The sequence below is a fragment of the Pseudodesulfovibrio sp. JC047 genome, assembly GCF_010468615.1.
Classification (GTDB): domain Bacteria; phylum Desulfobacterota; class Desulfovibrionia; order Desulfovibrionales; family Desulfovibrionaceae; genus Pseudodesulfovibrio.
The window spans coordinates 76,175-88,216 of sequence record NZ_WUEH01000012.1 but is presented as its reverse complement, the minus strand read 5'-3'; the positions used below and the strand labels follow the sequence as shown (position 1 = coordinate 88,216).

Annotated in this window: 11 protein-coding genes; 3 read left to right on the top strand and 8 right to left on the bottom strand. The window is 53.9% G+C overall.

All coding sequences use genetic code 11. The features are described 5' to 3' along the window. The first annotated feature begins 6 nt into the window (after positions 1-6). The 3 genes from GO013_RS09805 to GO013_RS09795 all read left to right on the top strand — a co-directional run bounded on the left by GO013_RS09805 (position 7) and on the right by GO013_RS09795 (position 4,932). A complete protein-coding gene (locus tag GO013_RS09805; RefSeq protein ID WP_163810610.1) occupies positions 7-2,130 on the top strand; it encodes an acetate--CoA ligase in 2,124 nt (707 codons plus the stop codon). Between the two features lie 55 nt (positions 2,131-2,185). After that, complete coding sequence (locus GO013_RS09800; RefSeq protein WP_163810608.1) at positions 2,186-3,250, top strand: phosphotransacetylase family protein; 1,065 nt, start codon at positions 2,186-2,188, stop codon at positions 3,248-3,250. A gap of 320 nt (positions 3,251-3,570) precedes the next feature. Next, on the top strand, positions 3,571-4,932 hold the full coding sequence (locus tag GO013_RS09795) for an MATE family efflux transporter (RefSeq protein ID WP_163810606.1): 1,362 nt from the start codon (positions 3,571-3,573) through the stop codon (positions 4,930-4,932). Positions 4,933-5,058: 126 nt separating this feature from the next. Here GO013_RS09795 and smpB read toward each other — a convergent pair whose 3' ends face one another. The 8 genes from smpB to GO013_RS09755 form a co-directional block, all read right to left on the bottom strand. Continuing rightward, positions 5,059-5,538 carry an SsrA-binding protein SmpB gene (gene smpB / locus GO013_RS09790; RefSeq protein WP_163810604.1) on the bottom strand — a complete coding sequence of 160 codons (480 nt, stop codon included), beginning with the start codon at positions 5,536-5,538 and terminating at the stop codon, positions 5,059-5,061. 9 nt (positions 5,539-5,547) lie between these two features. Continuing rightward, complete coding sequence (gene ptsP / locus GO013_RS09785; RefSeq protein ID WP_163810602.1) at positions 5,548-7,332, bottom strand: phosphoenolpyruvate--protein phosphotransferase; 1,785 nt, start codon at positions 7,330-7,332, stop codon at positions 5,548-5,550. Further along, on the bottom strand, positions 7,333-7,638 hold the full coding sequence (locus GO013_RS09780; RefSeq protein WP_163810600.1) for an HPr family phosphocarrier protein: 306 nt from the start codon (positions 7,636-7,638) through the stop codon (positions 7,333-7,335). 48 nt (positions 7,639-7,686) lie between these two features. Continuing rightward, complete coding sequence (locus GO013_RS09775; RefSeq protein WP_239057816.1) at positions 7,687-8,475, bottom strand: PTS system mannose/fructose/sorbose family transporter subunit IID; 789 nt, start codon at positions 8,473-8,475, stop codon at positions 7,687-7,689. A gap of 3 nt (positions 8,476-8,478) precedes the next feature. Beyond that, complete coding sequence (locus GO013_RS09770) at positions 8,479-9,039, bottom strand: biotin transporter BioY (RefSeq protein WP_163810598.1); 561 nt, start codon at positions 9,037-9,039, stop codon at positions 8,479-8,481. A gap of 6 nt (positions 9,040-9,045) precedes the next feature. Further along, positions 9,046-10,020 carry a biotin synthase BioB gene (bioB, locus tag GO013_RS09765; protein WP_163810596.1) on the bottom strand — a complete coding sequence of 325 codons (975 nt, stop codon included), beginning with the start codon at positions 10,018-10,020 and terminating at the stop codon, positions 9,046-9,048. A gap of 645 nt (positions 10,021-10,665) precedes the next feature. After that, positions 10,666-11,493, bottom strand: coding sequence for a 16S rRNA (cytidine(1402)-2'-O)-methyltransferase (gene rsmI, locus GO013_RS09760; protein ID WP_163810594.1), 828 nt, complete (start codon positions 11,491-11,493; stop codon positions 10,666-10,668). Further along, on the bottom strand, positions 11,490-11,882 hold the full coding sequence (locus GO013_RS09755) for a YraN family protein (protein ID WP_163810641.1): 393 nt from the start codon (positions 11,880-11,882) through the stop codon (positions 11,490-11,492). Before GO013_RS09755 ends, rsmI begins: the two co-directional genes overlap by 4 nt. Positions 11,883-12,042: the final 160 nt, after the last annotated feature.

The following is a 12,042-nucleotide window of genomic DNA, read 5'->3' as shown; positions in this document are numbered from 1 at the left end:
GTATTTATGCAATCAGACGCACACCTTCACTCTTTATTCAATCCGGAATCCATCGCCATCATTGGCGTTTCACGGAATCCGCACAAGCTCGGCAACGTCATTTTGTCCAATTTAATCGCCGCAGGGTACAAGGGGACAATCTTCCCCGTCAATCCCGCAGGTGGAAAAATTCTCGACATTCCGACTTTTCCCGAGATTTCCGCGCTTCCAAAACCACCGGACCTCGGCATTATCGTCCTTCCCCGGGACAAAATGCTGCCTGCCATGAAAGAGCTGGCCGAAGCCAACGTCAGTGCGATCTGCGTCATTACCGCCGGATTTCGGGAAACCGGCCGCGACGGGTTCGAGCTTGAAATGGAAATGGCGGAACTGGCCCGGCACAAGGGAATCACCCTACTCGGGCCGAACACCCTAGGCCTCATCAACACCTCCATTGGCCTCAACGCGACCATTGCCCAAGGAAAACCGACCACGGGATCCATCGCCTTCTTTTCGCAAAGCGGCGCACTCTGTTCGGCCATCCTTGATTGGGCCGACGGGGAAAACATCGGATTTTCAAAATTCATTTCACTGGGAAACAAGGCTGGCATCTCTGAAGCGGACGTTTTGGCATCACTGGGAGAAGACCCGGACACCAAAGTCATCATCGGCTATCTGGAGTCAGTTGACGACGGCCAGGAATTTCTGAAAAACGCCCAAGCTGTCACGAACAAAAAACCGATCATCCTCATCAAGGCTGGCACCACGCAAGCTGGAGCACGAGCCACGTCCAGCCATACCGGCGCACTGGCCGGATCGGTTGTGGCCTCCACCGCCGCATTCAAGCAGGCCGGAATCATTCAGGTGGATACCCTGGAATCCCTTTTTGATCTTGCCCGGGCCTTTGCTGAACAGCCCCTGCCAGAAGGACCGAATCTCACGGTAGTCACCAATTCAGGCGGTCCCGGTATTCTGGCAGCCGACGCCTGTGAAGCGGCAAACCTGAACCTCGCCCGACCATCCAGTTCGACGCTGGAAACATTGACCGAAGTCTTGCCGCCCTTTGCCGCCCTGTACAATCCCATCGACATCATCGGCGATGCCAAGGCCGAACGATATCGCGCCACATTGGAATCCGTGGCCACGGATTCCATGACCCACGCCATACTGGTCCTGTTGACGCCCACGGCTTCCGCAGAAATCACGGAAACGGCACAGGCCATCATCGATGTGGCCCAGACCTGTGACAAACCAATTTTCGCCAGTTTCATGGGTGATGAACGAATCGGACCTGGCCGGGACATGTTGTTGGCCGCAGGCATTCCCTGTTATAGCTACCCGGAACCGGCTGTCAGGGCCATTTCCGCCATGCACGCCCAATATCAATGGGAGCATCGGCCCTATCCGGTCGAAGTCTGTTTCCGCCGCGACAAGGGACGGGCTGAACGGACCATCCGGACGCTCATGAAACAGGGCATCACGGAACTGCCGTTCGCGGATGCCATGAACATCGCCATGGCCTATGAACTGCCTATTCCCGAGACCAGACTGGTACGGACCAGCGATCAGGCGGTTCGTGCCGCCAAGAAACTGAAATATCCAGTGGCTCTCAAACTGGTTTCACCCCATATTCCAAGTCGTGGGGACGTGGACGGCGTAGCCCTTGATCTGGCGACACCGCGCGACGTGCGGGACGCCTGGCTCGACATCACGGCCCGTGCCCAGCGCAAACGTCCCGATGCCTATATCGCCGGGTGTCTTGTCCAGACCATGGGACCGATCAAGGCCCGCGAAGTGGTCATCCGGTTCACGCAGGACCCGCAATTCGGCCCACTGGTGTCCTTCAGCCTGGCCGGCCCGTCTTCCGAAGTGCTCGATGACGTCAGCTACAGACTGGCTCCATTGACCCTGCAAGACGTTCAGGACATTGTTCGTGAGATCAAATCGTTTCCGCTGCTGCGGGGCATTCGGGGTGAAGAACCAGTCAGCCTGGCGGCCATCGAAGATATTTTACTGTCCATCTCGCAAATGGCGACGGACTTTCCGGAAATCCGGGAAGTCGAACTCAACCCGGTTCTGGTAGATGCCGAAGGTGCGCTCGTCACGGACCTGCGCTTGACCATCGGCTCGTTTTTCCGCAATGTGACATAGAAGAGCGGTACACGCTTGACCAGCTCCCGCTCACGCCATACTTCAGGAGGTTTCCATGGCAGGTCTCTATATCGGTTCGACAACAGGATACTCAGGCAAAAACATGATCGCTATGGGTCTGGGCCTGCGACTACAGAAAGAGGGCTTCAACGTCGGCTACATGAAGCCGGTAGGAGCCATGCCCATGGAAATAGACGGCAAACTCGGTGATGAAGATGCGGCATTCGTTCAGGATGTGCTCGGAGTCTCCGCCGATCCCGAAATGGTCACGCCCATCGTGGTCACCCAGGATTTCAAGGTCAAGGCCTTCACCGGCAAGATGACCGGGCTGCTCGACAAGATCGTGGAAGGCTATGCCGCAGTCTCCGAAGACAAGGATGTCACCCTGGTCGCAGGGTCCGGCTCCATGTATTCGGGGAAATACTGCGATACTGACGCCATTTCCGTCATCAAGAAACTCGGCATCAAGACCATCATCATCGATCGGTTCCAAAAAGAACTGAAATACGATTACCTCATGGTCATGAAAGAGGCGCTGGGCGACCTCATGGCCGGAGTGGTGCTCAACGACGTTCCGCCGAACTTCATGGATGAAATCGATCAGTTGCTCGGACCCTCTCTGGAATCAAAGGGTGTCAAGATTCTCGGTGTCATCCCCCGCGATCCGCTCATGGGCGCGATCAAGGTGGGCGACTTGGCCGACCGGCTCGGTGGCAAGATCATCTCTGCCCACAACAAGAGTGAACGGGTGGTGGAGTCCTTCCTCATCGGCACCATGCAGGTCGAGAACTTCATGACGCATTTCCGCAAGAAGAAGAATTCCGCCATCATCGTGGGCGGCGACCGTTCGGACGTGCAGCTTGTGGCCCTCGAAGGCGACTGCCCGTGTCTGATCCTGACCGGCAACCTCTACCCCAACGACATCATCCTGACCCGATCCGAGGTGCTGGAAACCCCGATCATCATGGTCCGTGAAGACACCTTTACCGTGGCCAAGAAAATGGATGACATCCTGTCCCGGCACAAACTGCGCGACGCGATCAAAATCAAGCAAGGTGCGGAACTGGTTTCCAATAACATCGATTTCGAATTCCTCAAAAAGGAACTCGGCCTGAAATAACACTCCATGGGGTCACAGGATCGACCGGAAACCATTCAGGTGTTTCCGAATCGACCACCCCCAAATCCCGAAACATCAATCGGTGCGTATCCAGGATACGCACCGATTTTTCATGGCAGCAAACAGCCACTCATGGGCGACTACTACTTATTACCTGTCTGAAATCGTTCTCAAAAGGAACTATACTCCCGATACGCCTTCTGGCATACTGCCCCGGCCCAAAACAGCATGACCCAAGGGGAATGCGGTACGGCCAAAACAGGATGCCCCCGTTTACCAACAGGGTCGGTTTTATCCTCAAAATCTGGTATAGAAAAAACATGACACAAACAACAGACACCACGGACCTGACCTCCCGCCCCATTTCCGAGGTTATTCGACAAGTCGCGGTTCCGGCCTCGATCGGTTTTTTCTTCAACACCATGTTCAATGTGGTGGACACATGGTGGGCTGGGCGTATCGATACGCACGCGGTCGCGGCACTGGCCCTGTCCCTGCCTGTCTATTTCATCATCACGGCACTCGCCAGCGGCATCGGCACCGGCTCCACCGCGCTCATGGGATCGGCACTTGGTGCCAAAAACCGAAAAAAGGCGGCATTCATTGCCGTTCAAATGCTCAGCTTCGGTATTTTCGTCTCCGCCTTTCTGGCCTGGTTCGGTCTGACATTCGCTCGCCCCATCTTCAGTTGGCTCGGAGCCGAAGGCTCCTATCTCGAAACCTGTCTGGCGTACATGAACCCGATTTTCGCCTGCAATATTTCCACCGTGGCAATCTTCCTGTTCAATGCCATTCTTCAATCACAGGGAAATACCAAAAGCTTTCGCAATATTCTCATTTTCGGTGCGACACTCAACATCGCCCTTGATCCCTGGTTCATCTACGGGGGATTCGGTCTGCCAGCCATGGGCCTTCAGGGCGTGGCCTGGTCAACAGTGGTCATCCAGACATTCGGTGCCATCTATCTCGGATACAAGGCCCGCCAAACCGGCCTGGTTGTCACCAATTCAGGCAAGAATCTGATCCCGTGTCCTTCGATCTATGCGGACATCGCCAAACAGGGATTTCCCGCCGCACTCAATTCCATGACCGTCGCCCTCGGATTTTTCGTCATCTTCAAATATGTCTCCGGCTTTGGGCCCGAAGCTGCGGCAGCCTACGGTATCGCCACCCGCATCGACCAGATCGTCCTGTTGCCGAGCATTGGTCTCAGTGTCGCGGCACTGACCGTGACCGCCCAGAACTATGGAGCAAATCGCATTGACCGCATTCGCGAATCCGTGCGCAAAAACCTCAAATATGGCGCGGTGCTGTTGTTGCCGCTCTCCATTCCCCTTTTCCTGTTGGCGGAATGGCTGATGCGACTCTTCACCACTGATCCCGGCGTCATTGCCATCGGCGTGGAATACCTTCGTATCGATGCCTTCACCCTGTACGGATATGTCATCATCTTTGTGGCAACCTCAACCCTTCAGGGCATGAAACGGCCACTCTTCGCCATCTGGATGGGACTGGCCCGGCAGGTTATCGCACCATTTGCCCTGTTCACCCTGTTCATCTCGGTTCTCGGCTATGGAACCATCTGGCTTTGGCTCTCCATTCTCGTCATTGTCTGGGTCTCGGCGATCATCGCATTCTGGTACGCCATGCGGGTTCTCAAAAAGGTCGAAAAACTCCAGTAATCCCATTTTCATCCCCAATATTCCACACGGACGACACCGTGAACAAAAAATCCCCGCTTTTCATATGAAAAGCGGGGATTGTCAGACTGATGAAGACCACTTAAAGCGGCCTTCCGTGCGGATTGGCTACTTGTACGCCGCCAACTGACGCGCGGTATCGCGAGAGATATCACGGGCCTTGAGATCCTGTTTCTTGGAATGAACGTTTTTCCCTCGCCCAAGTCCCAACTGGACCTTGACCTTGCCGTGACTGAAATACATTTTCATGGGGATCAAGGACAACCCCTTTTGTTCGGTCTTGGCCTGAAGTGTGACGATTTCCTGCTTGTGCAACAGCAATTGCCGAGGCCGTTCCGGGTCATGCTGATCATAGATGCCGGTCTTTTCGTAGGGCGCAATATGCACTCCGACCAAAACGGCCGAACCGTCGCGAAACTGGACATAGCCATCCTTGAATGACACCTGTCCGGCACGCAGGGACTTGACCTCACTCCCGACCAGCGAAATGCCAGCCTCGAATGTTTCAAGGATTTCATACAGCCGTCGGGCCTGCTTGTTGGTGCCGATGGTGTTTGCGGAAACTTTTCTTTTATTCTTTTTTGCCATGTCATTCGCCTATGAAGGCAGCTCGTCATTTTCCAGCAGGGATGAGAAAAAGGAGACTTCCTCTGGAAAGTGTTTGAAAATATTGTCCATTACCAAATTATTGATACGGCTGACCGTGCGGCACTCCAACACATCTTTCAATAAAAGCCGACAATCGTGCATGTTGATCTGCCGGATAATCCGCTTGATGCCCGGAATGGCTTGCGGTGTCATGGAGATGGAATCGATTCCCATACCAAGAAGGATGGGGATGCAAAACGGATCAGACGCCACCTCACCACACAGAGACACCTCTATGCCAGCCTGATGGGCCGCGTCAACCACCAGCTTGATAGCGCGCAGGGTTGCCGGATGCAACGGCTGGTACAAGTAGGAGACATGCCGGTTGGTCCGATCCACGCCAATGGAATACTGAATCAGATCATTGGTGCCGATGGAAAAGAAATCCACTTCATGCGCCAGGAATTCGGCAATCAACACCGCAGCCGGCAGCTCAATCATGATTCCAACAGGCATATCCGGGTCGTACTTCACCCCTTCCCGACGCAGTTCTGCCCGGGCTTGCGCCAGCCATGCCTTGGCCTGACGCACTTCCTTGACCCCTGAAATCATGGGAAACATCATGGAAACATTGCCATAGGCCGAAGCACGAAGGATCGCCCGAAGCTGCGTCTTGAACAACTGGGGATTCTTCAGGCAAAAACGGATGGCCCGCAACCCCATGGCGGGATTGGCTTCATTCAATTCACCAAAGGCAGCGATAAATTTATCCGACCCGAGATCAAGGGTTCGAAAGACCACCTTGCGCGGATACATGATGGACGCGAGATCGATATATTTTTCGGTCAGTTCCTCTTCGGTGGGAAGCTCTATCCGATTGAGATACGCATATTCCGTGCGATACAACCCCACACCTTCCCCGCCATTATCCAGTGCCGAAGTGACCTCTTCCACCAATTCGATATTGGAAAAGACCTGCACCCGAGAACCATCAAAAGTTTCTGCTGGAAGATGACATTGCCGCTTGATTTTTCGGGAATACGTCTCGAACTTCGCGGCCCGTTCGTTGTAATCTTCCAGCTCGGCTTCCGTCGGATTGACGATAATTTTCCCGGCCAGACCGTCAATGATGACCAGATCACCGTCACGAACCGCATCTTCGAGTTTGTCCACACCGACCAGTGCCGGAATGGCCAGAGAACGCGCCATGATGCCGGTGTGCGACGTTTTGCCGCCCCGGACCGTGGCAAAGGCCATGATCTTGTCCACCTGCAATTCGACCGTGTCTGCCGGGGTCAGGTCGTGAGCCATGATGATGGCCCGGCCGGAAATGGTGGTCAGGTCCGTTTCAACGCCCATGAGCTTTGTCTGCACCCGATCGGCCACCACGCGCACATCCTGCATTCGTTCCCGAATGTACGTGTCACTGATGGACTCGAAGGCCGCTTCCTGATCGGCCACGGATTTTTCCAAGGCCCAGGCCGCATTGAGACCAAGCGACGTGATATAGCCTTCCGCCGTGTTGACCAACTTCGGGTCCTTGAGCATCATGAGATGGGTATCAATGAGCGAGCCGTGGGTTTTCAACTCCTCGGGCACCTGCTCCCGAATGGTCGTCAATTCTGCCTCAACCGAAGCAAAGGCATCCTTGAGCCGCGCTATTTCCTGCGGCATCAGTGAAGCCGCCACCGTCTGTCGAGGCAGATGCGCCATATGATTTCGGTTGACAAAATAGGCCTTGCCGATGGCAATGCCTGTGGCGACGGGTATGCCGGAGATAGTCGCGTCTGCCATTTAGACCTCGAATTTGTTTTTGAACAGTTGTTCAAGCCGGATAAGGGCTGCTTCGGCATCGCCGCCTGTGGCCCGCAATTCAAGCACATGGCCCGGTTCTGCGGCCAGGGTCAGAATGTCGAGGATGGATTTGGCATCCACTTCCTGATCATCTCGGACCAGAACAATGGAGGACTCAAAGGACTGCGCGACCTGCGCAAGCCTGCCTGCGGGCCGGGCATGTAACCCGTTCTCGCTGGCAACAATCACTTGTCGAGAAAGACTCTCCCCAGGATTGGCGTCTGTTGATGCGCTTTCGTCCGTCATTATATACCTACCTCTTCAAATCGTTTCTATGGCTGATTGAAAGGGAAATCACAAGCCAAATTCCGTCCACCCGGTTTCATTTATCCAGGAAAAGAGATCAACAAGGCCGACAAACACCGCAACGGCACACACTCTGGACAGCAGGCCGGTCCGGACAAACCGTCCGAAAAGCAACAGTGCGCTGACACCGAGCAGAACTTCCCACCATCGATACGGCTGTGGCCAGACAAGGGCCCATAACCACAGCAACAGGCCCGCATTGGCGTATTTTATCCGGCGTCCCCAGTTGATGAGATCCCACCGTTTGAGCCGTTCCAGAAATTTGAATCCCTGACGAACACCAGCACTAAACGTGTAGATGCGAAAGGCCTGCAATGCGATGAAAAAGAACAGGCCGACGGCAAAGGCAAGGTGCAAGAAACCGCTGAGCAACAGGCAGATGGATACCATGGCCCAAAAAATGAGCAGACTCCCGGCAAAGACGGAATCCCCGATGGCCGACAACGAATAAGCGGTGGTATCCTTGACCTTGGCGAGCATTTTTGGCGGGAAATGCTCCGAGGCGATGGACTGTTCGACATTGAGCAGAATACCCACGAGACACGGGGTCCAGAAAGGATGCGATTGATAATGGCGAACATACCGTTTCAGGGCCACCCGAAGGGCTTTGGGATCTGAATGAATCGATTCAAGCCCGGGTTGCATGGCATACATCAGCCCGATATTCTGCATCCCTCGCGTATTGAAACCCGCTCCAGCCAGATAGGACCGCATGAAACTGCGCACGAACGCCATGGAACGAGAATCGGTATGAAGAGGGAATCCCTTGACGTGCATGGTTTATGTTGGCTCGTTGCCGCCCGGTAACAGGTTCAGTCGGATAAGATATCTGCAACAGGCCACTGCGGCCACAATCTTGATGGCATCCCAGGGCATGAATGGAACGACACCCACGATGAAGGCCTTCTGCCAGCTTAAATCCAAAGCGAATTTCAACCAGGTCATTCCGGTTCCATAGACAGCCAGCAAGGCACCTATTCCCCAGAGGAGTCCGGCAGCCCAATGAAGATTCGGGCTGGTCTTGCGCCCCATGCCACACAGCCACGCCGAAAGCACGAATCCGAACAGATAGCCGCCAGTCGGACCAAACAGATGTCCAAGCCCGGACCGACCACCGGAAAAGACCGGCAGTCCGATGGTTCCCGCCAGCAGGTACAGACCGACCGCCAACACACCCCGTTTCGGACCAAGGATGAATCCCGTCAAAAAAATGAAAAAAGGCTGCATGGACACCGGCACCGGCCCAATCGGAACCACGAGAAAGGCCCCAACACTGATAAGTGCGGCCAAAAGCGCGGTCCAGACAAGCTGGTGCAAATCGGTGAGCGAATTATCTGTCATGTTTCATCACGCTGTTTCCGGCTGCAATCCGGCACGGCCGATCTCCTCGAGATCGGAGGCCACATCGCCACCCTTGATCGTCAAATAGTCACCAACCATGATGCCACTGGTTCCGGCTTTCAACAATTCAGCCTTGCGCGCCTGTCCAAAAACGGTCAGTCGCCCACCGCAAATTCGCAATGCCCGGTCCGGCAACAGGAATCGATACAGGGCCACCAATTTGAGGGCTTCTTCTGGGGAAAGAGGCGAACGTCCTTCAAGCGGCGTTCCCTTGATAGGATGCAAAAAGTTGATGGGAACGGACTGCACACCCAATGATTGAAGATGCAACGCCAGCTCCACCCGGTCATCCCAAGATTCCCCAATACCAAAAATCCCCCCGGAGCACACATGCAGCCCGGCTTCAACCCCGGCTCGAACAGCGGCCACGTCCTCGGCATAGTCATGGGTCGTACACATCTGCGGGAAAAAGGATGCCGAGGTTTCCAAGTTGTGATGATACCCTTTCAATCCAGCTTTTTTCAATGCTTTTAATTGGGCGGGTTCGAGAATTCCCGGTGAAAGATCCGGCATCATGCCGAGTGCTGCCACATCCCGGACCGCTTCGGTAAACCCGGCCAGATCACGTCCCCCGACCAATTTACCGCTGGCCACAATGCCAAAACGGGTCACCCCCTTGGCCTGGGCCTTGGCCGCAGCCTGGGCAATATCCTGTGCAGGCAGCAACGGATACTCAGGACTTTCGGCACCATGATGACCAGACTGGGCGCAAAAGGAACAATTTTCGGAACAGGTACCAGATTTGGCATTGATAATGGCGCACAGCCCGATTTTTGTGCCGAATCGGGCAACCCTGATCGCATGGGCACAGGCCAACAGCTCGTTCAACCTGTCGTCGGGCAGGGCAAGAATATATCGTATTTCGGCATCCGCAAGAAAGTACCCGTCAAGGACTTTACGGAATAATGTCTGCAAACTCATGGAGTCCTCTGGATAGAATCAATGACCGCGTATCTACGATCAACAGGTATTAGTGAGACAGGCTCAAAGAGAAGTCAAGTGACACGAAAATTTGCACTTCTGGCACCATAGCTCATCTCCTCAATGACCACAGGACGCATAGAACTCAGGACCAACGGCCAAACACACCACTATATATGAAATGAAATTTTACAAAATTTATATTTATAAGCGCGATAGACAAATCATGTCAACAATCATCAATTTGGATTATGTGAAAAATAGAATTTGAAAAGGGTATTGACCAATGAAGAAAAAGGGGTAGAATTAAGACCGAATTTTTGCGGAGGTAGAGTTTATGTATTTGGAATTATTCTTTTTTGGCGTTGTCGTCTCCTTTGTCGCAGTTGCACTGTTCATGGGGATGGCACATTCGTTTTCGACACACTTCTTGCAAAAACGTTCTTTTTTGCGCCGATGTGCGGCTCGTTTCTCAAAACGGTATCCTGTTTTGTGTGATGACGAGGACTCCTTTTACTGCTTTTTCAAAAGAAATGCCTTTCATCGCAGTTAACTAACGCGTTGAAATTCTCTTGAAAAATCAGGAGGCCGGAAGCCGGGACATTCCCAGCTTCCGGCCTCCCGTTTTATTCTTGGTCGAAAAATTCATTGCCGCATGGCTGCGTAGACTTCCTTGGCTGTCCAGCCATTGGCCCGTTCAGCGACACGCCGGGCCACCTCCTTGGGTTTTCCCCCATCAAGACGCTCTTCTTCCAACAGATCGACAATGGTCTGTTCATCGGTCCGCCCCGACTCGGTCGGCGGAGCGATGATAACCGTCAGTTCTCCCCGCAGATCAAGATCCATGGACGCAATCGACCCGAGAGTGCCTCGAATGAATTCTTCGTACTCCTTGGTCAATTCACGCGCCACACAGAATTCCCGATCACCCAACATCTCGAAAGCTATGGACAACGTCCCTTTCAAGCGAGATTTTCGTTCAAAAAACACCAAAGTAGCTCCGGTCTCCCGATGGGCCTTGAAAAACTTTTCCGTATGGCTTTTCTTACGCGGCGGAAATCCGAGAAAGGAATAAGGCAGCGGCGGAAGTCCACTGGCAGACAACGCCACCACTGGCGCGCTCGGTCCCGGCACCGGAGAAACACGAATCCCCTTGTCACGACACGCACGAACCAAGGTGAATCCAGGATCTGACAAAAGCGGGGTCCCGGCATCGGAAATCAGGGCCACATCAAGCCCCTCATCCAAAAGCTCAAGCACACGGGGCAACCGCTTGTCTTCGTTGTGCTCGAAAAAAGACACCAGTCGGCCATGGTGCTCCAGTTCAAGTCGCTTGAAAAGCAGCCCGGCCCGGCGCGTGTCTTCGGCCAGCACCACGTCTGATTCCGTCAATAAATGACGGGCACGAGGCGACATGTCACCAACATTGCCCAGAGGGGTAGCGATCACCCACAACGTTCCTGTATCAGTCATATATTCATTCCACTGAGATCAAATGCGTTTTCACAATGGTCCACATCCATGGACGTTCCATTTTCTGTCACGGCGGCCAGATCAAATCGACAGGGCGCGTCCCACAAATCTTTTTGCGTCAGGTAATGGCTGGCCGCCTTGACCAATCGACGCTGTTTCGCGGGTGTCAGTCCGTCTGCGGGAGAAGACATGGAGTGCGCTTTTCGCGTCTTCACTTCCACAAAAACCACGGTCTCACGATCCCGACAAATAAGATCCAGCTCCCACTGACGATACCGCCAATTTCGTTCCAGCACACGGTATCCCTTTGTTTCCAGATACCGAGCTGCTGCGCGTTCACCTAATGAACCGATTCGCTGTGTTGAGAGACGTTTTGTAAAGAACCCCATGCCTGCGATTACTAGCACAGGGGGTATCAGGAGGCCAGAGCCGTCTGAAACAGGGAATTTTCACGCTGAGAACGAAGTTCCTCTCAAAAAAATCGAATGGAGCATGGAATTTTCCCGTTCTTCGCATTTAAATTTATATGTATCTACGGTATAGGGAAAT

Bases quoted from the DNA above. Each gene is read 5' to 3' on its own strand.
- smpB (WP_163810604.1), bottom strand. From the start codon at position 5,538: ATGGCAAAAAAGAATAAAAGAAAAGTTTCCGCAAACACCATCGGCACC.
- GO013_RS09800 (WP_163810608.1), top strand. From the start codon at position 2,186: ATGGCAGGTCTCTATATCGGTTCGACAACAGGATACTCAGGCAAAAAC.
- GO013_RS09780 (WP_163810600.1), bottom strand. From the start codon at position 7,638: ATGACGGACGAAAGCGCATCAACAGACGCCAATCCTGGGGAGAGTCTT.
- GO013_RS09805 (WP_163810610.1), top strand. From the start codon at position 7: ATGCAATCAGACGCACACCTTCACTCTTTATTCAATCCGGAATCCATC.
- GO013_RS09775 (WP_239057816.1), bottom strand. From the start codon at position 8,475: ATGCACGTCAAGGGATTCCCTCTTCATACCGATTCTCGTTCCATGGCG.
- GO013_RS09795 (WP_163810606.1), top strand. From the start codon at position 3,571: ATGACACAAACAACAGACACCACGGACCTGACCTCCCGCCCCATTTCC.
- GO013_RS09755 (WP_163810641.1), bottom strand. From the start codon at position 11,882: ATGGGGTTCTTTACAAAACGTCTCTCAACACAGCGAATCGGTTCATTA.
- rsmI (WP_163810594.1), bottom strand. From the start codon at position 11,493: ATGACTGATACAGGAACGTTGTGGGTGATCGCTACCCCTCTGGGCAAT.
- bioB (WP_163810596.1), bottom strand. From the start codon at position 10,020: ATGAGTTTGCAGACATTATTCCGTAAAGTCCTTGACGGGTACTTTCTT.
- ptsP (WP_163810602.1), bottom strand. From the start codon at position 7,332: ATGGCAGACGCGACTATCTCCGGCATACCCGTCGCCACAGGCATTGCC.
- GO013_RS09770 (WP_163810598.1), bottom strand. From the start codon at position 9,039: ATGACAGATAATTCGCTCACCGATTTGCACCAGCTTGTCTGGACCGCG.